Source organism: Pseudarthrobacter sp. NPDC058329, assembly GCF_042879835.1.
In the GTDB taxonomy this organism is placed as follows: Bacteria; Actinomycetota; Actinomycetes; order Actinomycetales; family Micrococcaceae; genus Arthrobacter.
The window spans coordinates 92,497-112,407 of record NZ_JBHVZR010000014.1 but is presented as its reverse complement, the minus strand read 5'-3'; the positions used below and the strand labels follow the sequence as shown (position 1 = coordinate 112,407).

16 protein-coding genes and 1 pseudogene are annotated in these 19,911 nt (G+C 66.9%); 8 read left to right on the top strand and 9 right to left on the bottom strand.

Annotated features, from left to right (window positions below; all coding sequences use genetic code 11):
- Positions 1 to 59 precede the first annotated feature (59 nt).
- The 6 genes and pseudogenes from ACFVYC_RS16960 to ACFVYC_RS16935 all read right to left on the bottom strand — a co-directional run bounded on the left by ACFVYC_RS16960 (position 60) and on the right by ACFVYC_RS16935 (position 5,610).
- Positions 60 to 1,112, bottom strand: a complete 1,053-nt coding sequence (locus ACFVYC_RS16960; protein WP_387552416.1) for a LacI family DNA-binding transcriptional regulator — start codon at positions 1,110 to 1,112, stop codon at positions 60 to 62.
- An 88-nt stretch (positions 1,113 to 1,200) separates the two neighbouring features.
- Complete coding sequence (locus tag ACFVYC_RS16955; RefSeq protein WP_387552415.1) at positions 1,201 to 2,367, bottom strand: Gfo/Idh/MocA family protein; 1,167 nt, start codon at positions 2,365 to 2,367, stop codon at positions 1,201 to 1,203.
- Positions 2,368 to 2,394: 27 nt separating this feature from the next.
- On the bottom strand, positions 2,395 to 3,255 hold the full coding sequence (locus ACFVYC_RS16950; protein ID WP_387552413.1) for a sugar phosphate isomerase/epimerase family protein: 861 nt from the start codon (positions 3,253 to 3,255) through the stop codon (positions 2,395 to 2,397).
- A gap of 58 nt (positions 3,256 to 3,313) precedes the next feature.
- Positions 3,314 to 3,694: pseudogene (locus ACFVYC_RS16945) on the bottom strand (peptide ABC transporter ATP-binding protein); the annotation flags it as partial.
- Between the two features lie 14 nt (positions 3,695 to 3,708).
- Positions 3,709 to 4,716 carry a Gfo/Idh/MocA family protein gene (locus tag ACFVYC_RS16940; protein ID WP_387552411.1) on the bottom strand — a complete coding sequence of 336 codons (1,008 nt, stop codon included), beginning with the start codon at positions 4,714 to 4,716 and terminating at the stop codon, positions 3,709 to 3,711.
- A gap of 48 nt (positions 4,717 to 4,764) precedes the next feature.
- Positions 4,765 to 5,610, bottom strand: coding sequence for a sugar phosphate isomerase/epimerase family protein (locus tag ACFVYC_RS16935; protein WP_387552409.1), 846 nt, complete (start codon positions 5,608 to 5,610; stop codon positions 4,765 to 4,767).
- 200 nt (positions 5,611 to 5,810) lie between these two features.
- On the opposite strand from ACFVYC_RS16935, the gene ACFVYC_RS16930 reads away from it, so the two are divergent.
- Positions 5,811 to 6,842, top strand: coding sequence for a LacI family DNA-binding transcriptional regulator (locus tag ACFVYC_RS16930; RefSeq protein WP_387552407.1), 1,032 nt, complete (start codon positions 5,811 to 5,813; stop codon positions 6,840 to 6,842).
- Positions 6,843 to 6,926: 84 nt separating this feature from the next.
- On the opposite strand, the gene ACFVYC_RS16925 is transcribed toward ACFVYC_RS16930, so the two are convergent.
- Complete coding sequence (locus ACFVYC_RS16925; protein WP_387552405.1) at positions 6,927 to 7,271, bottom strand: hypothetical protein; 345 nt, start codon at positions 7,269 to 7,271, stop codon at positions 6,927 to 6,929.
- Positions 7,272 to 7,386: 115 nt separating this feature from the next.
- Here ACFVYC_RS16925 and ACFVYC_RS16920 point away from each other — a divergent pair, with 115 nt between their 5' ends.
- The 4 genes from ACFVYC_RS16920 to ACFVYC_RS16905 all read left to right on the top strand — a co-directional run bounded on the left by ACFVYC_RS16920 (position 7,387) and on the right by ACFVYC_RS16905 (position 10,839).
- Positions 7,387 to 8,460, top strand: coding sequence for an NAD(P)H-dependent flavin oxidoreductase (locus ACFVYC_RS16920; protein WP_387552403.1), 1,074 nt, complete (start codon positions 7,387 to 7,389; stop codon positions 8,458 to 8,460).
- Positions 8,461 to 8,611: 151 nt separating this feature from the next.
- Positions 8,612 to 9,238 (top strand): hypothetical protein, encoded by a 627-nt coding sequence (locus tag ACFVYC_RS16915; RefSeq protein ID WP_387552401.1) that lies wholly within the window; start codon positions 8,612 to 8,614, stop codon positions 9,236 to 9,238.
- Positions 9,239 to 9,334: 96 nt separating this feature from the next.
- Positions 9,335 to 10,090, top strand: coding sequence for a YcnI family protein (locus ACFVYC_RS16910; protein ID WP_387552399.1), 756 nt, complete (start codon positions 9,335 to 9,337; stop codon positions 10,088 to 10,090).
- Positions 10,091 to 10,194: 104 nt separating this feature from the next.
- A complete protein-coding gene (locus ACFVYC_RS16905; protein ID WP_387552397.1) occupies positions 10,195 to 10,839 on the top strand; it encodes a DUF4232 domain-containing protein in 645 nt (214 codons plus the stop codon).
- A 140-nt stretch (positions 10,840 to 10,979) separates the two neighbouring features.
- Here the strand turns inward: ACFVYC_RS16905 and ACFVYC_RS16900 are convergent, their stop codons facing one another.
- On the bottom strand, positions 10,980 to 11,441 hold the full coding sequence (locus ACFVYC_RS16900; protein WP_387552395.1) for a DUF4383 domain-containing protein: 462 nt from the start codon (positions 11,439 to 11,441) through the stop codon (positions 10,980 to 10,982).
- Between the two features lie 192 nt (positions 11,442 to 11,633).
- Between ACFVYC_RS16900 and ACFVYC_RS16895 the strand changes: the two genes are divergently transcribed.
- The 3 genes from ACFVYC_RS16895 to ACFVYC_RS16885 are packed head-to-tail and all read left to right on the top strand — an operon-like array spanning position 11,634 to position 19,157.
- A complete protein-coding gene (locus ACFVYC_RS16895) occupies positions 11,634 to 13,160 on the top strand; it encodes an FAD-dependent oxidoreductase (RefSeq protein WP_387552393.1) in 1,527 nt (508 codons plus the stop codon).
- Between the two features lie 56 nt (positions 13,161 to 13,216).
- Positions 13,217 to 18,334 carry a DEAD/DEAH box helicase gene (locus ACFVYC_RS16890; RefSeq protein ID WP_387552391.1) on the top strand — a complete coding sequence of 1,706 codons (5,118 nt, stop codon included), beginning with the start codon at positions 13,217 to 13,219 and terminating at the stop codon, positions 18,332 to 18,334.
- The gene (locus ACFVYC_RS16885) at positions 18,327 to 19,157 is read left to right on the top strand and encodes an Fpg/Nei family DNA glycosylase (protein WP_387552389.1); all 831 of its coding nucleotides are present in this window, start codon (positions 18,327 to 18,329) and stop codon (positions 19,155 to 19,157) included. The genes ACFVYC_RS16890 and ACFVYC_RS16885 overlap by 8 nt, the downstream gene beginning before the upstream one ends.
- A gap of 90 nt (positions 19,158 to 19,247) precedes the next feature.
- Here ACFVYC_RS16885 and ACFVYC_RS16880 read toward each other — a convergent pair whose 3' ends face one another.
- Positions 19,248 to 19,898, bottom strand: coding sequence for a YitT family protein (locus ACFVYC_RS16880; protein ID WP_387552387.1), 651 nt, complete (start codon positions 19,896 to 19,898; stop codon positions 19,248 to 19,250).
- Between the last annotated feature and the right edge of the window lie 13 nt (positions 19,899 to 19,911).

Genomic DNA, 19,911 nt, shown 5'->3' with positions numbered 1-19,911 from the left:
TGCCTGCAGCTCTTGTCAACCGGTTGCCAAAATTTGCCATTCAAGTTTCCGCATGGATATCAGCCCTGGGGCAGGAGGCGGCCGCTGGACCCGCGCAGCACCAGTTCCGTCTCCACCCGCAGCGTCCCGGCCGGCTCTGCATCGCCGTGCAGGAGATCGAGCAGCCGGGTGGCGGCACCGGACCCGCACTCCCCCAGCGGCGAGCGCACGGTAGTCAGCGGGGGCGTGGTGAAGTCCGCCCCGAAGATGTCGTCGAAACCCACGATGCTGATCCGGTCCGGCACCACCATGCCCCCGGCCTGCAGTTCCTGCATCAGGCCAATCGCCAGGAGGTCGTTGTAGGTGAGGACAGCCGTGGCCCCGGTGGCCAGCACCTCGCGCGCCACCTGCCTGCCGCCGTCGACCGTTGGTTTGTCCGACTCCACGCGCACGGCCTCAAGCCGCGACCATTCACAGGCCGCCTGGACGCCCTCCCAGCGTCGGGCGGACATCCAGGACCGCGAAGGGCCGGCCACGAACGCAAGCTTTTGGTGCCCGTTGCCGGCTAGGCTGCGGACGGCCTCGCCGATGCCCTTGCGCACATCGGGGATAACGCAGGGCACGTCCTCCACCTCGCGGTTGATAACCACCACGGGTTTGTCGCGCGCGAGGGCGCGGATGTCGTCGTCGTCCATGCGCGGGCTGGCCAGGATCAAGCCGTCCACGGTGGTCATCATGCGGCGGGCAGCGGTCAGTTCAGTAGCTGCTGACTCGGCGGATTCGGCCAGCACCAGGGTGTAGTCGCGTAGGGTGCCGGTGGTCTGGGCGCCGCGGATGATGTCAAAGAAGGTGGGGTTGGTGATGTCGGCGACGATCAGCCCGAAGGTGTTGGTACGGCCGGTGGGCAGGGCCCGGGCAAACGGGTTGACCTGGTAGTTCAGCTCGGCGGCCGCGTCCTCGATGAGTTTCTGCGTCTTGGCGCTGACCCTGCCGGGCTTGCTGAGGGCGCGGGACACAGTGGAAGGGTTGACGCCCGCCACCTTGGCGATGTCGTAGATGGTGGGAGATGATCTCTCCCCCCGGCCCCGCTTGGCGGGAGCGGTTGCTGATCCGGAGTTCGTCACGTCAGTCACCGCTCCATCGTAGACCGGCGTGGCAACCACAGCAGGCCGGTTGCCAAGCAATGCTGGCAACCGGCCCGGTGGATGGCGCAGCGCGCTGCTATGAGCGCTCGGGGAACTTGCCTTCCTCGGCGATGCGCTTGTTCAGCTCCTGCAGGAACTCGTCCTCGTCGAAATCAAGGGAGATTTCCTTGCCGGTCCAGCTGGAGAGGTGAATAGCGTTGGCCAGGCGGACACCGTTGATGCCGTCCGAACCCGGTGCCAGCAGCGGAGTGCCATCCAGGATGTTGGCGGCGAAGTTTTCCAGGACACCGGCGTGCTGGCCGCCCCAGACGGATTCGAACTCGATGACCTCGGTGCTGTAGTACTCCTCGGGATTCAGCTGGCCCATAAAAAGCTTCCGGACGTCGTCCATATCCATGGAGTCGCTGAGTTCGCGTTCGGGTTTGACCAGGCGGGTGACGGTGGCGGTCTTGCTGTTCTCCACAACGATCTTGCCCTGGTCGCCCAGGATCTCGAACCTGTCGGTGCCCACGATGTCGTGGGTGGCCGTCACAAAAACACCAGTGGCGCCGTCGCCATAATCCACCACGGCAGTGACTTCATCCTCGACGGCGATATCGCGGCGGAAGCCGTACGCTACCTTCGAGTACACGGACTTGGGCGCTCCGCAGATCCATTGCCAGAGGTCCAACTGGTGGGGTGCCTGGTTCACCAGGACGCCGCCGCCTTCGCCGCCCCACGTGGCGCGCCATTCGCTGGAGTTGTAGTAACCCTGCGGGCGCCACCAGTTGGTAATGATCCAGTTGGTGCGGCGGATGCTGCCGATTTCGCCGTTGTCCACGATTTCCTTGAGCTTCTTGTACAGCGGGTTGTTGCGCTGGTTGAACATGATCCCGAAGGACAGTTCGGGCTTGGAAGCGGCGAACGCGTTCAGCTCCTTGACCTGCTTGGTGTAGACGCCGGCCGGCTTTTCCACCAGCGCGTGGATGTTGCGCTTGAGGGATTCGATGCCGATTTCAGGGTGCAGGAAGTGCGGGACGCAGGTGACGATCGCGTCGATGTCGCCGCTTTCGAGCATCGCGATGTAGTCGTCGTAGAACGGCACGTCCGGGTATTGGGAGGCAGCCAGGTCCTTTTTGGCAGGATCGGTGTCGCAGATGGCCCCGATCTCCATGTTGGGGACCAGGCCGTCCTTGATGAACTTGGCGTAGGCGCCGCCCTGCTGGCCCAGGCCCAGGATGCCGAGGCGTACTTTCTTGCTCATGGTGATACTCCGTTTGTTGTCTTGAACCTAGAAAAGGTTGCCGTGGCCCATGGCCACAAGGTTGTCGTAGGAGGTCTGGAGGGCGTCCCATACGGTGCGGCCGTACAGTTCGTCCTGCTCCACCAGGAGGTACTGTGCGCCGGCGGCCTCTGCGGCCGGGATGATGGAGGGGAAATCCAGGTTGCCTTCGCCCACTTCGGCGAACTGGACCACGTTTTTGAAGTCCGCCATGAAGCCCGGGAAGTCGCCCTTCTCCAGGTGCCCAAAGGACGATTCCGGCAGCTGGCCGATCCGGTAGTCCTTCAGGTGCACCATGGCCGTCCGGCCGGCGTACTTTTCCAGGGTCCGGACCGGGTCCAGGCCACCGCGCTGCACCCAGTGGACGTCGATTTCCATGCCCATGGCCGGGGAGTTGTCCGCGATGATGTCCAGCATGTACTTGCCGTCGAATTTGGCGAACTCGATGTGGTGGTTGTGGTAATACAGGCTGATGCCGTGTTCCTGCAGGCGCTCCGCGTAGCCGTTCGCCTGCTTGGCAAAGTCGGTGACGGCCTCCAGCGACTTCATGGCGCCGAATGGCAGCATGCCTATGCGAAGAAGCGCGGTGTCCAGGCGCTTCGCGTCCTCAACGATCTTGTCGAAGTTGTCCGCGAGTGATTCCACCGGCATTCCCTTGCGGCCTTCCACAGCCACGGACAGCGCTGCGATGTCCATCCCCAGCTCGCTCCGGGAACGGTCGAGTTCGTCCACGTTCTCCGGCGTCATGGGGATCTGGGAGATCTCCACCGCGTTGTACCCGATCGCGCTGACCTTGCGGAGCGTCTCGAACGCTCCCACTTCGGCGAAGCTGTCCTTCAGCATCATCGCCTGTACGCCTATCTTGGCCACTACTTCCTCCGTCGTTTGCCGGCCTTCCCAGGCCGTGGGTGTGCGTGGACTGCGGGTGTTAGGCCGCCGCCCCCGCCTGTTCGGTCTGTTGGCGCTGTCCTTCCAGCAGCCGGTGCCGGTCGGCCCGGCGCTGTTCCTGCCGGTCAGGATCCGGGACCGGCGATGCCAGCACGAGCCGCTGGGTGTAGGGGTGTTCGGGGTCGCGGGTCACAACTTCGGCCGGACCCTGCTCGACGATTTCGCCCCGGTACATAACGGCCACCCGGTGGCTGATGTGCCGGACGACGTCGAGATCGTGCGAGACAAACAGGTACGAGACGCCGGTGTCCTTCTGGATCTGCAGGAAGAGGTCCAGAACGCGAGCCTGCGTGGAAAGGTCCAGGGCACTGACCGGTTCGTCGCAGACGATCAGCTTGGGCGACAACGCCAGGGCCCGGGCACGGCTGCTAAGCGTCAGGCCACGCGTTCCAGCAACTGCGGATAGCTCTGGGCGTAAATGTCCTTGACGATTTTGAGTGACTTTCCCGCTTCCGCCGGGTTGATCCAGAACGGCCCGGGCTCGTCGAGCCTGGCGTAGAAGTCCTTGATCAGCAGCTCATGGGAAACACCCCAGTAGGAGCGGCCGCCGGTTTCGAGGACCCGTTCGGCAATAACCTCAACCGTTCCGTCGGCATACGTGACCGTGAGGTCCCCGCGCAGGCTGAGCGTTGCCTTTTCCGTGACGATGTCCAGCGTCACGGGGGCATTGACGGCGTTGGCCAGTGTCGCGTAGAAAACGCTCCGGGCCCCGCTTTCGTGTTCGGCGACGAATTCGGCGGTATCCTCCACCTCGATCACGCCGGCCAAGGCCCTGGTGGACGCGCGCCCCTCAACCTTGGCCACATCGCCTACGAGCCACTGCAGCAGGTCTACGGTATGGATGGCCTGGTTCATCATCAGGCCGCCGCCGCCCTCCGCCCAGGTTCCGCGCCACGGCCTGTCCCGGTAGTAATCGCCGGACCGGTGCCACATCACGGTGGCAGAGGCGCCAAGCACCTGGCCCAGCCGGCCGCCGTCGAGCAGCTCCCGCATGGCCTGGGACGTCGCGTTGTAGCGGTTCTGGAAGCAGACGGCGATCTTCGCCGGGCTCCGCCCGGCCGCCTCGATCAGCCGCCGCCCCTCTTCGAGGGTATGCGCGAGCGGCTTTTCGACGATCACGTGGACGCCCCGCTCCAGGCAGTCGGCGGCAATCGACGCGTGGAGGTGGTGCGGTGTGCAGATATGTACGACGTCGGGCCGCACCTTCTCGAGTAAATCGAGGTGGTTCGCGTATCCGGGTACGCCGTGGGAAGCTGTCGCTGCCTCCAGCCGTCCTGGATTGATGTCGCATACCGCAACCAGTTCCGCGTCAGCCATGGTGGCCAGCGCCCCGAAATGGACGCTCGATACGTCACCGCAACCGATGACCGCCGCTGTGGGCATTTTCCTGCTCCTTCGAAGGATTGATACGGCTTGTTGGTGTCCTGCCGGTCAGGCCAGCCGGACACCATTCCTGGCAGCCAGGCCGGCGAAGGCCCGTGCAGCGAGGCCGAATGCCACCGGACCTGAGAACCCGCCAAGTTCGTGGGCGCTGGCGAGGTGTGGTTCCAAGGAGGCGAAACCGGCAAACCCGTCCGCTGCCAGCGCGGCGATGGTGGCCTCAAGCTCACCGTCGCCCTCGCCGGACGGGACTACTTCGCCGGTAGCCGCGATGGCGTCCTTCACCTGGAAGTACTCCAGGTAGGGACGCAGGATGGCGTAGCCCTCGGTGTAGGGCTTGACTCCCACCTGGACGAAGTTGGCGTTGTCCCACGCGACGCGGAGGGCCGGTGAATGGACCGACTCCATGATGTCCAGGACGCGCTCCGGCGTGTCGCCGTAGATGCCCTTTTCGTTCTCGTGGAGCAGGACGACGCCGCTTGCTGCAGCTTCTTCCGTGAGCGCGGCCATGCGTGCAATGACGGCATCCCGGACTTCTTCCTGGCTCTGCCCCTCGGCACGGTAGAAGGAGAATATCCGGACGTACTTGGTGTCCAGCCCCTTGGCTACCGCGATGATCTGCCGGAGCCGGGCAACCTCGTGCTCCACGGGCAGGCTGACGTCCACTTTGCCGATGGGGCTCGCGACGGCAGAGACCTTGAGGCCCTTCTCATCGAGGATTGCCTTCACGCGCTCCACGTCAGCGGCCTCCAGCTCGGACACGTTGGTGCCCCACGCGCTGCGCACTTCGATGTGGCTGGCGCCGAGGGCCAGCAGCACGGCGGCCTGGATGGCGGGATCGGGGTCCACTTCGTCACCGAAACCGGAAAGGCTCCACACGGCGTTGGGTTGAGTCACAGAATCTCCTTGGGGGTTCCGGCACGTTTCTGGGGCAACAGTGCGCGGTGAGGCAGTCACAGCGGGTCTTTGTCCCGACGAGTCTAGCCAACTTGGCACGATCCTGACAACCGGTTGCCATTATCTTCCAAGCGTGGCATGGTTGATCCACGGTGGCAGCAGTCACAGCCAGACGACCCGACGTTCAGAGAGGAACGCCCATGGCGACGCAGCCCATGGCGGCAGACCGCCCTGCCACCATCCATGACATCGCGGCCCTGTGCGGCGTTGCTGCGTCAACCGTCTCACGGGCCCTGACCAACCCGGACCGGGTGAATATCCGGACCCGGGAGCGGATCCGGGCCGCTGCCGTCGAACTCAACTACACGCCCAATTCGCAGGCGAAGGCGCTGAGCTCCGGCAAGACAGGTGCCGTGGGCGTACTCGTCCCGGACATCACCAACCCGTTCTACTTCGACCTCATCCGCGGAACGCAGCTTCAGCTCAAGGCAGCCGGCTACACGCAGCTGCTGGTGGACACTGAGGAATCGGATGAAGTGGAGGCCAGCACCCTCGAACAGTTGCGCAAAAGCGCCGACGGCGTGATCGTTGCGGCGTCCCGCCTCAACGACGAGTCGCTCGCCGCAGCCGCCCTCCGGATGCCTATGGTTACCGTGAACCGCGACGTCGATGAGGTACCGGCCGTCATCATCGACACCCCATCGGCGATGACCCAGGCCCTGGACCACCTCATCTCCCTGGGCCACACGTCCGTGGCCTACGTGGCCGGGCCTGCCGTGTCACAGTCCAGTGCCCGCCGCTGGGCTGCATTGACAGCGTTGGCCGAAGACCGCGCGGTCCAGGTGCGGAACCTGGGGCCCTTCGCGCCGAAAACACAGTCAGGCGCAGTGGCAGCCGATGCTGCCGTCCACAGCCGGGTGACCGCCTGCATCGTGTTTAACGACCTCATCGCCATCGGCATGCTGCAACGGCTCCGCGAGCGCGGGCTCCGTGTCCCGGAGGACATGAGCATCGTGGGCTGTGATGACATCTTCGGCGCCGACTTCTGCAATCCCCCGCTGACCACACTAAGTTCGCCGATAGAGCAAGCCGGGCGGGTGGCGGTGTCCATGCTCCTGGCCCAGCTCAATCCCCTGGCCAGCGGGGGCAACCGCCGCCGCTCCGTCATGCCCACGCACCTCACAGTCCGGGGCTCCACAGCGTCGGCACCCGCCTCATCGGTTGCTCCGTAGCGATCGACGGCGCAGAACATCATCGGCACGCACAAAAGGAGGCCCCAGCACGCACGCGCAGGGGCCTCCCTTTGGCTGGCTCCGCTAGAGCCGGTCCGTCTGGTCTTCGCCCTTGTGGCCTGTTCCACGCAGGTTCTCCTGAACCTTGCCGAACAAATCCTTGATGGTGGATTCAGCGTTGGTGAGCACATCCACGGGCAGGTAGACCTCGTGCGTGAGCGGCAGGTCGTATTCATCCTTCAGGTGGGTGCCGTTTCCCACTCCGTCCAGGGACACGTAAACCATGGCTTCCGTCCGGGCGATTCCGGCGATCTTGCCAAAGACAACGGTGAACTCGTTCGGCTGGAAGCTGATGGTTTGGCCGATGTGGCTCCGGCCAAGGTCACCTGCGGTAACAACCTTTTCCTGCTGGCTGCGGGTGTATTCCATAACTACTCCTCAAGGTCGCCGACATCTACGCCAGCAGTCTAGCGTCGCCGTCTTGGACCGGTACATAGTGCAAGACTGGGTTCGAGCCCAACCACACGAGCCTCCGGGAGCTGCCATGACCACCCACCCCCGCCCGTCCGCCTCCGCCAGCAGGGTCGCGGAGCTTTTCGGAATCGACGTTCCTGTGGTCCTTGGCCCGTTCGGCGGCGTCTCCTCGGTACCGCTGACTGCAGCAGTGAGCGACGGCGGCGGGCTGGGTTCCTACGGCCTGTACGGGTATGACGCCGGCGCCATCCAGCGGACGGCAGCCGAACTTCGCGCGGCCACAGCAAAGCCGTTCGCCCTGAACCTCTGGGTCCCCAACGGCAGTGAGGCACCAGCCGTCCCTCAGGAAGAGTTCAACCGCTACGCGAGCGCGCTGACGCCGTACTTCGAGGAACTGGGCATTCCCCTTCCGGACATGCCCGCGCGGTACATGCCGGACTACCGCGAACAGGTGGAAGCCACGCTGGAGGCGCGCCCAGCCGTCATGAGCTTTGTCTTCGGCGTGCCGTCTCCTGACGTTGTGGAGGAAGCGCACCGCCGCGGCATCAAGGTTGTTGGCACCGCCACCACCGTTGCCGAAGCTGCGGCACTGGAGGCAGGCGGAGTCGATGCCGTGGTGGCCAGCGGAATGGAGTCCGGCGGCCACCGGGTGTCTTTCCTGAAGCGCGCCGAAGAATCGCTGATCGGAACATTCGCTTTGGTCCCCCAGGCGGCCGATGCCGTCTCCATTCCGGTGATCGCGGCCGGCGGAGTCGCAGACCGCCGCGGCTTTGCCGCCGCCCTGGCCCTGGGCGCTCAGGCCGTGCAGGTGGGAACGGCGTTCCTGGCCACCCGGGAATCGGCTGCCGCGCCCGCCTACCGGACGGTACTCCGCAGCCCCGCCGCAGCGCAGACGGTGCTGACCCGTGCCCTGAGCGGCCGGCTGGCACGCGGCATCCCGAACCGCATCATCGCAGAGATTGAAAAGGCAGGCACTGTTGCCCCCTTCCCCGTCCAGAACTGGCTGACCGGCAGGTTCCGGCCGGAGGCAGCCTCAAGGAACAACACGGAGCTGATGTCCCTGTGGGCCGGGCAGTCCGCACCGTTGCTGCGGCACGACACCGCGGCGGAGGTCCTTGCCGAACTCCTGGCCGGAGCACGGTAGCCGCCAGGCTGCTCAGCGTGCACGTAACGCTGGTACCGCACCTGCCGCCCGGCACCGGGTCAGCAAGGGATCACCGGTAGAATCTGAACGATAACTATCTGACCGGCGCGGCACGCCCGCGCCTGGTCCGGCCACCGGGAAGGGAGAAGCCGTGCGCACGCGCCGTCCGCAGACCCCCTTCCATTTCCTCCGCTCGTCCGCGGTGGCCACCGTCATCCTGACCCTCGCGGCCGGAGCACACCTGGCCGGCGGCGGGGAGCTCCCGGCCCCTGCCATCCTGCTGGCAGTCCTGGCACTGACCACCCTCGGCAGCACCACCGCCACGCGCCTGCACCTCGGGTTTCCCGCCATGGCGGCGCTGCTGGGCGGCGGACAACTCGCCCTGCACAAGCTGTTTACAGCCATCAGCCCGCCCGCCGGCTGGCAAGCACCAACCGCTGCTGCCCCTCATAGCGCCCACCTTTCGGGCGCCGACATCCTGGTTCCCGCTGCGGTTCACCTCCACGGGCCGGGCGATGCGTCCGGGCCCGTGATGCTGGCCGCACACGCGCTGGCGACGCTGGGCTGCGCGCTCCTGCTGGCCAGGGGCGAAGCAGCCCTGTGGGCCCTGGCCGCCTGGCTCCGGCCACTCGCTTCCCTCCCCTGCGCGGTGGCGCCCGACGCCGTTCCCCCAATTTGGGCTGCCTTCCCCACCTTCCCGGCGCCCCTCCCTCCCTGGCGGAACCTCCGGCAAGACAGCCGGCGCGGCCCGCCTTCCGCCGTCGTGCTTTCCCGCTAGAACTGCCCCCGCACCTCCCGCAGGGCGGCGGCATCCCATACTTTTGTGCTCCCGGCCATGCTCCGGCCCAAGGGGAGCGCGCCTGAAAGGCAAACCATGAACACCCCAGCTCTTCGCCGTACCCTTCAAACTGCCGCCATCACCGGCGGCGCCGCAGCGCTGCTGCTCGCCGCCGCTGGCGGAGCCTCGGCGCACGTCGGCGTAACGCCGGACAAGACCGCAGCCAACTCCTACGCCCTGCTCACCTTTGGTATTCCGCACGGCTGCGACACCTCCGGCACCACGAAGGTAGCCATCACGCTGCCGCAGGAACTGAACGATGCCCAGCCCACCGTCAACCCCAACTGGACGGTGGAAAAGGTCACCGAGCAGCTCGCCGAGCCAAAAAAGCTCGCCGACGGAACGTCCATCACCAAGCGGACCAGCCAGATCGTCTACACCGCAAAGACACCCCTCGCCCACGAGCTGCGGGACGCACTGGTGCTCTCGGTCAAACTTCCTGATGCGGCCGGCACCACCCTGTATTTCCCCACCCTCCAGAGCTGCGAGATCGGGCAGACGGACTGGTCGGAGATCGCCAAGGACGGCCAGGACCCGCACTCGCTGGGAGCACCTGCGCCATCGATCACGGTGACCGCGGCTGCCGGCACGGACGGACACGGCGAAGCCGCCGCCGCTGCATCCCACCCCACCGAAACCGCCGCCACCGAGCAGGCGTCAGTGACGGACAGCGGGGCTGACGCCCTCAGCTGGGCCGGACTGGCGGCGGGCGTCGGAGGCCTGGTGCTCGGCGGTGCGGCATTCCTGCGCAGCGGTGCGCGCCGCAATGCAGCAGCGGCGCCTGCCAAGTAGGACAGCGGCTTTTGATGCCCGGATCATCACGATCCGGGCATCAAAAGCCTCCGCCGGCTCGTGGCATCATTGACGCGGCCATCCACTGCCGCAAAGGTGGTGCCATGAGGTCTCAGCGAATTTCACATAGGTTGATTTTGACGACGGCGGCCGCGGCAGCTGCCCTGATGCTCACCGGGTGTGGCCCCAGCCAGCCCCAAACGCAGGCGACTACAACACCGGCCACCGGCTCCGCCAGCCCCGACGCGACGTCCGCGTCGCCAACGGTGTCCGGGACGCCGTCGGAAACGCCACCCGCCCCGGCGCCCGCTCCGGCCGAACCGGCGGCCCCGGCCCTCTGCAAGGCGGCGGGCCTGTCCGCCGCCACGGATGCGTCAGGCGGCGGAGCGGCGGGCAGCGTTTTTATGACGCTCAACCTCACCAACACGGGCTCCGAGGCCTGCGTGCTGCGGGGCTTCGCCGGGGTGTCCCTCGCCGCCGATGCTGACGGCGCCCCTATCGGCGCGCCGGCTGCCCGCGACGAAGCCACGGCCCCCGTCGACGTCCTGCTCGCACCCGGGCAGGCAGGCTCCGCGGTCCTGCGCTATACACAGGCCGGAAACTACCCGGAGTGCGCCATGGTTGACGCCGCCGGCTACCGGATCTACCCGCCGGAGGACACGGGATCCCTGTTCCTGCCCCAGCCGACGAAGGCCTGCAGCAACGCCGGGGTCACGTTGTTGACCATCGGGGCTTTCCAGCCGGCCTAAGGGCATTCACGGCGGGTTCCGCCTCCTGTTTTTATGGTGACATCTTCAACTGGAAAAGCTCAGAAACAACTACAGGCGGTCCGGCAAGGTGCCGGGCCGCCTGCAGTTGTTTCCGCCCGCTGGGGCGATTGCCGATGTGGTTAGTGTGCGGTTGTGGTCCGTCCGGCGCCTGCGGTACCGCGGGACAGGGCGACGCCCACACCGATCATCGCCACACCCAGGACAAAGTGGAGCCAGTTGTCCGCGGTGTTCACCGGGACGAAGTTGGCCGGCGTGTCGTGCCCGATCAGCAGGCCGTAGAGCCAGAGGACCAGGTAGATGGCGCCGCCAACCAGGAGGTAGTTCCTCGACTGCGCAGCGCTGCGGGCCATGGCGATGCCGGCCGCACCAAAGAGCAGGTGGACGATGTTGTGCAGGATCGACACCTGGAAGATGCCCAGCAGCAGGGCCTGGGATTCATGCCCCGCGAAGCCCATGGTTTCGTAGTTGGAGGTGATGCCCGGGATGAAGCCCAGGACGCCCACCAGGAGAAACACTGCGCCTACAGCAAGGGCAGCTTTTTGGATGTTTGTACGGCCTACGGTGCGACCGTCGGAACTCATGCTTGTCATGGTTACTCCCGCTGTTGTCGTTCACGTTCACATCATGGCTGCCGGGTTGCGCCTGAACCATAGACTTAAACACCGACATCATAAGTATACTTAGCAACTACGCCACGCATAGATCATGATCTATAACAGACACATCACAAACGGGCCCGCCGGGGCCAGGATCAAAAGGCAGGCTGAACTGGGATGACGTCGATTTGGTTGGACAGTGCGGAGACCTTCACCTCTGATCCGTTCGAGCCCGGAAGCAGCTATGACACCGTGGTGGCAGGCGCAGGACTGACCGGCCTGGTGACCGCGCTCCTGCTCGCCCGTTCGGGGCAGAACGTCCTGGTGCTGGAGGCACGGTATCCCGGTGCTGTGACCACAGGAAACACCACGGCAAAAGTTTCGCTGCTGCAGGGCACTTTCCTGTCCCAGCTGGCGCGCCAGTACCCGCAGAAACAGGTCCAGGCGTATGTGGATGCCAACCGCGAAGGCCAGGCGTGGCTGCTGCGGTACCTCGAAGAACACAAGGTGCCGTTTCAAACCCGGGACGCCTACACGTACGCGGCGTCCGCGCAGGGGACGGAAAAGCTCCGTGAAGAGGTAAGCGCCGGCACCACCGCGGGGCTGGACATGGAATACGTGCGCGACGCCGGGCTGCCGTTTTCCGTCCACGGCGCCGTGCGCCTCGCGGACCAGGCGCAGATCAACCCCGTGGAGGTGCTCAACACCTTGACAGCGGACATCCGCGGCCGCGGCGGCTCGATCGTGGGTGGCGTGCGGCTGCAGGATGTCACCGGCTCCAGCCCGGCCACAGTCCACACGGACCGGGGCACTGTTACCGCCAACGAAGTGGTGCTCGCTACCGGCATTCCGGTGCTGGACCGCGGCCTGTACTTCGCGAAGCTGAAGCCCAGCCGCTCCTACGCGGCGGCTTTGCAGTTGCAGGAAGGGCAGGCTCCTCCCCCCGGGATGTACATCTCGGTTGAACAGCCCACACATTCGCTGCGCGACTATGAGGTGGACGGCCGCAGGCTGCTCCTGGTGGGCGGTCACGGGCACCCCGTAGGCCGCGCCCGCTCCGAGAAACACCACCTGGGCAGCCTCCTGGACTGGGCGGTGCAGCACTACCCCGGCGCGGTGGCCACCCACACCTGGTCCGCGCAGGACTACATGCCCACCAACCTCATGCCCTTCTTCGGCAAGTTCCCGCGGGGCAAAGGCCACATCTACTTCGGCACGGGCTACAACAAGTGGGGTATGACAAACGCCGTGGCCGCCGCCGTGGGCATCTCGGCTGACATTTTGGGCGGGAACGTGCCCTGGGCAAACACCATCCACCACCGGGTCACTTCACCCTCCGGCGCCTTCTCCGCCGTCGCCCTTAATGCCGGAGTGGCAGCCAAGCTTGCTTCGGACTGGGGGCAGGTAGCGGCCGAGGGCCTGCGAAAAGGCAGGAAGGAGCCGGCGCCCGCACCCGCCCCGGCAGCTCCGGCCGAAGGCGAGGGCAGGGTCTACCGCGAAGGATCCAAACCGGTCGCCGTCTCCACTGTTGGCGGCACCACCTGCAAGCTGTCCGCCGTCTGCACCCACCTCGGCGGAATTCTGCACTGGAACGACAGCGAGCTGACGTGGGACTGCCCGCTGCACGGCTCCCGCTTCGACAGCGACGGAAAACGCCTTGAGGGCCCTGCCATTAAGGACCTTCCGGCTGCAGGAAAGGCTTGAGCCAAGGCAAGGGGGAGGCCGGCACCACTGTCGGTGGCCTGGGGCATGATGGAGGCATGAATCAGGAACAGCCCGCGGACGGCGGCAGGGATTCCGGCCTGCGGGCGCCAATGGCCCAGTTCAGCAGGCCAACACGCGACTGGTTCCTGGGCGCCTTTTCGGAACCCACTCCGGCGCAGAACGGGGCCTGGCAGGCCATCTCGTCCGGGTCACACGCGCTGGTGGTCGCTCCCACCGGTTCGGGAAAGACGCTCGCCGCGTTCCTTTGGGCGCTGGACCGGCTGCTCGCTTCCGCCACGGCTGCTCCCGAGGCCCCCGTTGGGGTTCCGGCCAAGGGCAAGCGCGTCCGGGCCCCCAAACGCAAGACCCGCGTCCTGTACATCTCGCCGCTGAAAGCCCTCGGCGTGGACGTGGAGCGGAACCTCCGCTCCCCGCTCATCGGCATCACCCAGACCGCCAAGCGGCTGGGGCTGCCGTCCCCGCTGACCACGGTGGGCGTCCGGTCCGGGGACACCACAACGGCGGACCGCCGCGCGCTGCTGAGCAACCCGCCGGACATCCTGATCACTACGCCGGAATCGCTCTTCCTGATGCTCACCTCCAAGGCCAGCGAAACCCTGACCGAGGTGGACACCATCATCATTGATGAGGTCCATGCCGTCGCCGGGACCAAGCGCGGAGCCCACCTCGCTGTCTCCCTTGAGCGGCTCGATGCCCTGCTGCCCAAACCGGCGCAGCGGATCGGGCTCTCCGCCACCGTGGAACCGAGGGAGCTGGTGGCGCAGTTCCTGGCCGGCACCGCGCCGGTGGAAATTGTTGCCCCTCCGGCCACGAAGAACTGGGACCTCACCGTTTCTGTGCCGGTGGAAGATATGTCCGATCTCCAGGGCGCTGCGGGCGCGTTCGACTCCGGCCCGGCGTCCGGGCTTCAGCCCCAGGCCTCCATCTGGCCGCATGTGGAGGAAAAGATCGTGGACCTGGTGTTGGCCAACCAGTCCACCATCGTCTTTGCCAACTCCCGCCGCCTGTCCGAACGGCTGACGGCGCGGCTCAATGAGATCTATGTGGAACGGCAGCTCATGACGGAGGGGGGCGGCTGGGACGATCCTGTCCCTGCGGGGCAAGCCGCCCTCAGCGCAAAGGCCGGTGCGCCGGTTTCCACAGCCACACCCGCGCACATGATGGCCCAGGCGGGAACCTCCGCAGGGGCGGACCCGGTGCTGGCCCGCGCCCACCACGGATCCGTCTCCAAGGACCAGCGGGCCCTGATTGAGGACGACCTCAAATCCGGCCGGCTGCGGTGCGTGGTGGCCACGTCGTCACTGGAACTTGGCATCGATATGGGCGCCGTTGACCTGGTGGTGCAGGTGGAATCGCCGCCGTCGGTGGCCAGTGGGCTGCAGCGGGTGGGCCGCGCCGGCCACCAGGTGGGGGAAGTTTCCCAGGGCGTCCTCTTCCCGAAGCACCGGGCAGACCTGGTGCACACGGCCATCACGGTGGAACGGATGCTGGGCGGGAAGATCGAGCGGCTCAGCATCCCTGCCAACCCCCTGGACATCCTGGCGCAGCAAACCGTGGCCGCCACGGCGCTGGGCAGCATCGATGTTGAGGAATGGTTTGCCACCGTCCGCCGCTCGGCCCCGTTCGCGTCCCTCCCCCGTTCGGCGTTCGAGGCAACGCTGGACCTGCTCGCCGGCCGCTACCCTTCCGACGAATTCGCGGAGCTTCGTCCCCGAATTGTCTGGGACCGGAACGCCGGCACCATCGAAGGCAGGCCGGGGGCCCAACGCCTCGCCGTCACCTCGGGCGGCACCATTCCGGACCGCGGGCTCTTTGGCGTGTACATCATCGGCACCGAGGTTGAGGGATCGGCGTCGCCCTCCACTGACGGCAAGCCCGCGCCCGCACCGAAGGGCGGCCGGCGGGTGGGCGAGCTGGACGAGGAAATGGTGTACGAATCGCGTGTGGGTGACGTCTTTGCCCTCGGCGCCACCAGCTGGAAGATCGAGGACATCACCCACGACCGCGTGCTGGTCTCCCCCGCTTTTGGCCAGCCCGGCAAGCTGCCGTTCTGGAAAGGCGATTCGCTGGGACGCCCCGTGGACCTGGGCCGCGCCCTGGGTGCGTTCGTGCGCGAACTGTCAGCGTCCGACGTCGGGCCCGCCACCGAGCGCTGCCAAGCCAGCGGACTGGACGCCTTCGCGGCCAACAACCTGATCCAGTACCTCAGCGAACAGAAACAGTCCACCGAGGTGGTGCCCAGTGATACCACGCTGGTGGTGGAGCGGTTCCACGACGAACTGGGCGATTGGCGCGTGATCCTCCACAGCCCGTTCGGCATGCCCGTGCACGCACCCTGGGCGCTTGCAGTGGGCCAGCGGCTCCACCAGCGGTACGGCATGGACGGCTCCGCCATGGCCGCCGACGACGGCATTGTGCTGCGTGTGCCCATGATGGAGGACGAACCGCCGGGGGCCGATCTGTTCCTGTTCGATCCTGAGGAACTGGAGCAGATCGTCACGTCTGAGGTGGGCGGGAGTGCGCTCTTCGCCTCACGCTTCCGCGAGTGTGCCGCCCGGGCCCTGCTGCTGCCGCGGCAGACTCCCGGGAAGCGGCAGCCGCTGTGGCAGCAGCGGCAGCGGTCCGCCCAGTTGCTGGACGTGGCCCGGAAGTACCCCACCTTCCCCATCGTGCTGGAAACGGTCCGGGAGTGCCTGCAGGACGTCTACGACCTCCCGGCCTTGAAGGACATCGCCGCGTCCGTGGAGCGGCGGGAGCTGCGGATCGTGGAGACCACCACCTCGCAGCCGTCGCCGTTCGCGAAGTCGCTCCTGTTCGGGTACGTAGCCCAGTTCCTCTACGAGGGCGACTCACCCCTGGCGGAACGCCGCGCCGCTGCCCTCGCCCTCGATTCGACCCTCCTCAACGAACTGCTGGGGCGCGTCGAGCTGCGCGAACTGCTGGACGCCAGAGTCATCGACGCCACCGAACGGGAACTGCAGCGCCTTGCCCCGGACCGGCGGGCGCGCGGTGTGGAGGGCGTCGCGGACCTGCTGCGGCTCCTCGGTCCGCTGGCGCCGGAGGAAACTGCGGAAAGGCTCCAGGGCACGGAGGCCGCAGTCCCGGAACCACCGGCAGCTGCAACTCCCGCAGAAGCACCGGCTATGGACGCGCCGACGTCCCTGGAAGGGACTGCCGGGGAACCAACAGACGCCGAGCTCGCGGCGGACATCGCCGGCCAGGCGCCGGCACGCAATGCGGCGCACGCGAGTACCGGATCCGCCACCGAACACCTGCTGGCGCTGCAACGGGCCAACCGCGCCATCAAAGTCAACATCGGCGGCGTTGAACGTTTCGCCGCCGTCGAGGACGCCGCGCGGCTCCGGGATGCCATCGGCGTACCCCTTCCCATGGGTGTCCCGCTCGCGTTTATCGAGCCAGTGGCCGATCCCCTTGGTGACCTGGTATCCCGTCATGCCCGCACCCATGGGCCGTTCACAGCGGGTGAAGCAGCGGCACGGCTTGGCCTGGGCGTGGCAGTGGTAAGCACCGCCCTGAAGCGCCTGGCCGCGGATGGACGGGTAGTGGAAGGGGAGTTCCGGCCCCATTCGAGCCCACCCGGCAAGGACAGCGCCTCCGCCCCCACCTCAGCGGAAGGTGGGCTGGAACCCCCGGCGCAGGTACCGCCAGAGGAACCTGTTGCCCCCACGGAAGTGCTGAACCCCGCTCCCGGCAGTGAGTGGTGCGATGCGGAGGTCCTGCGCAAGCTGCGCCGCCGGTCCCTTGCAGCGCTCCGGGCAGAGGTGGAACCTGTGGATGCGGCCGCCTACGGCCGCTTCCTGCCGGCATGGCAGCACGTCCGCACCCCGGGCGCGGGCCGCGGCCAGCCCGCGCTGCGCGGATTGGACGGCATTGTCACCGCCATCGACCAGCTCTCGGGTGTTCCTGTTCCCGCCTCGGCCTGGGAGCCCCTGATCCTGGCAAGCCGCGTCTCCAATTACCAGCCGGCCATGCTCGACGAACTCATGGCCACCGGAGAGGTCCTTTGGTCCGGAGCAGGAGCCCTGCCCGGAAACGACGGCTGGATCAGCCTGCACCTGGCCGATTCCGCCGAGCTGACGTTGAATCCCGCCATCGACTACGAGCCGGGGGGCGCCCAGCTCCGGCTCCTGGACCACCTTCGCAACAACGGCGGTGGCTACTTCTTCCGGCAGCTGACTGAGGTGGCCGGCGGAATGGATTCGGTTCTCAGCGACCAGGAGGTTGTGACCACGTTGTGGGACCTGGCGTGGTCCGGCCGGATCACCGGCGACACGTTCGCCCCCGTCCGGGCGCTGATCGCCGGCGGGCACACCGCACACCGCCAGGTTGCCCGTGCACCCCGGGCCAGGGCTCCGCGTCTCAGCCGGTTGGGCCGTTCCCACGGAAGCGGCTTGCTGGGCTCTGCCGGGGCGGGCAGCGGACGCTATGGCACATCCGCCGGCCAGGCCACTCCGCCCATGGCGGCAGGCCGTTGGTCCGCCCTTCCGCAGCCCGAACTGGACGCCACCATCCACGCCCGGGCCACCGCCGAACTCCTGCTTGACCGCTACGGCGTGGTCACCCGCGGCTCCGTGATGGCGGAACAAATCCTTGGCGGATTCGGGCTGATGTACAAAGTCCTGGCCCGGCTCGAAGAAGCCGGACGCTGCCGCCGCGGTTACTTCATCGAGCACCTTGGAGCGGCCCAGTTCGCCGTTCCCGCCACCGTTGACCGGCTGCGTTCATATTCGGAGGACACGCAGCTCGCCAAGCCCGAACCTGTGGCCCTCGCCCTGGCCGCCACCGATCCCGCCAACCCCTACGGCGCCGCCCTCCCGTGGCCGGCCCTCCATGACGAGGCCGGGACCGGGCACCGCCCCGGGCGGAAGGCCGGTGCACTCGTGGTGCTGGTGGACGGAGCGCTGGTCCTCTATGTGGAGCGGGGCGGAAAAACGCTGCTGGCATTCAGCGACGAGGACGCCATCCTCGCCGCAGCCGGCACGGCGCTGGTGGGCGTGGTGACCCGTGGCGCCATCGACAAGCTGATCATGGAAAAGGTGAACGGGCACGGCATCCTGGATACCCCGGTTGCCGCTGCCCTCAGCGCGGCCGGCGCCTACTCCACGCCGAAGGGACTGAGGATCCGTGCCTGAGGGGGATTCAGTCTGGCGGGCTGCCAACCAACTGCACCAGGCCCTGGCGGGGCAAAAACTGGTGGCCTCCGATTTCCGGGTGCCCCGCTTCGCCACGCTGAACCTGGCCGGCTGGACGGTGGCGGAGGTCCTGGCCCGCGGCAAACACCTGCTCATGCGGGTAGAGGGCCCCGGGGACAAGAAACTCACCATCCACTCGCACCTGAAAATGGAAGGCACCTGGCAGGTCTACCCGCCGGGAGGCAGGTGGCGGAAGCCGGGCTACACGGCCAGGTGCGTGCTTCGGACGCCGGTGGCGGACGCCGTCGGGTTCTCGCTGGGAGTCGTTGAGGTGGTGGCGACGGCCAAGGAGGACTCCATCGTAGGGTTCCTCGGCCCGGACCTCCTGGGCCCGGACTGGGACCTGGACGAAGCGGAGCGGCGGGTCCGCGCCGCCCCGGACGTCCCCATTGGTGTCGCCCTCCTGGACCAGCGCAACCTCGCCGGGATCGGCAACATCTACCGCTGTGAGGCGTGTTTCCTGTCCGGCGTCCACCCTGCATCCCCCGTCTCCACCGTCCAGGATGTGCGGACCATGATGACCGACGCCAAACAGCTGCTGGAAGTGAACCTCGGCCCCGGCCGGCGCGTGACCATCCTGAACGCCAAGGGCATGCCGGTAGGGCGAATGGCCGGACGGCCGGGCTACTGGGTGTACCGCAGGGAGCACCAGCCCTGCCTCAAGTGCGGAACACCCATCCGGCGCGGCCTTCTGGGGAAGCTGAACGGCGAGGAGGAGAGGGACATTTATTTTTGCCCTCAATGCCAGCCGCTCCTGCCTTAAGAACTTCGGCCGGTCATCCGGACCACGCGCTCCAGGCACCACCTTCCGTCCAGGAGTTCCCCGGTGCCAACTGGGCGGAGCAGCCCTGCGCTACCCGTTGCCGGCCAGCGGTGCCGGCGCAACGGCGTCGTCGTGCGCCTGTGAATCAGGCCGGGCCGGAAGCGCCGCCGGCACCATAAACACCGGAAGCAGCAGCTGCACAAGAGGCCCAATGGCGATGGCGTAAACAACGGTGCCCACTCCCACCGAGCCGCCCAGGAGCCAACCGCCAGCCAGGACCACCACTTCGATGAGGGTGCGCGACAACCTGACGGACCAGCCGGTGCGCCTTGCCAGCCCTGTCATCAGGCCGTCCCGGGCGCCAGGACCAAAACGGGCGCCGATATAGCAGGCGGAGGCGATACCGTTCAGCAGCACGGCGCCCGCAAGCATCCCGATCTGCCCGCCCAGGTGTGAAAAGGCGGGGATCAGGGCAAGGCCGATGTCAGCGAAGAGGCCAACCAGCACGGCGTTGCACAGCGTGCCGAAACCGGGCCGCTGCCGCAGCGGAATCCACAGCAGCAGCACCAGGAAGCTCACGACGATGACCACCACGCCTATGCTGAGCCCGGTCCTGCCGGCAACGCCCTGGTGAAAGACATCCCAGGGGTCAAGGCCCAGTCCCGCCCGGATGAACATGGCGAGGGAAATGCCGTACATGGCGAGGCCGAGCAAGAGCTGGAGGAGTCTACGGGTCAACATGGGAACAACTCTC

Coding starts and splice junctions, on each gene's coding strand:
- ACFVYC_RS16880 (WP_387552387.1), bottom strand. CDS start 19,898: ATGTTGACCCGTAGACTCCTCCAGCTCTTGCTCGGCCTCGCCATGTAC.
- ACFVYC_RS16925 (WP_387552405.1), bottom strand. CDS start 7,271: ATGGAATACACCCGCAGCCAGCAGGAAAAGGTTGTTACCGCAGGTGAC.
- ACFVYC_RS16940 (WP_387552411.1), bottom strand. CDS start 4,716: ATGCCCACAGCGGCGGTCATCGGTTGCGGTGACGTATCGAGCGTCCAT.
- ACFVYC_RS16920 (WP_387552403.1), top strand. CDS start 7,387: ATGACCACCCACCCCCGCCCGTCCGCCTCCGCCAGCAGGGTCGCGGAG.
- ACFVYC_RS16910 (WP_387552399.1), top strand. CDS start 9,335: ATGAACACCCCAGCTCTTCGCCGTACCCTTCAAACTGCCGCCATCACC.
- ACFVYC_RS16955 (WP_387552415.1), bottom strand. CDS start 2,367: ATGAGCAAGAAAGTACGCCTCGGCATCCTGGGCCTGGGCCAGCAGGGC.
- ACFVYC_RS16905 (WP_387552397.1), top strand. CDS start 10,195: ATGAGGTCTCAGCGAATTTCACATAGGTTGATTTTGACGACGGCGGCC.
- ACFVYC_RS16895 (WP_387552393.1), top strand. CDS start 11,634: ATGACGTCGATTTGGTTGGACAGTGCGGAGACCTTCACCTCTGATCCG.
- ACFVYC_RS16900 (WP_387552395.1), bottom strand. CDS start 11,441: ATGAGTTCCGACGGTCGCACCGTAGGCCGTACAAACATCCAAAAAGCT.
- ACFVYC_RS16930 (WP_387552407.1), top strand. CDS start 5,811: ATGGCGACGCAGCCCATGGCGGCAGACCGCCCTGCCACCATCCATGAC.
- ACFVYC_RS16890 (WP_387552391.1), top strand. CDS start 13,217: ATGAATCAGGAACAGCCCGCGGACGGCGGCAGGGATTCCGGCCTGCGG.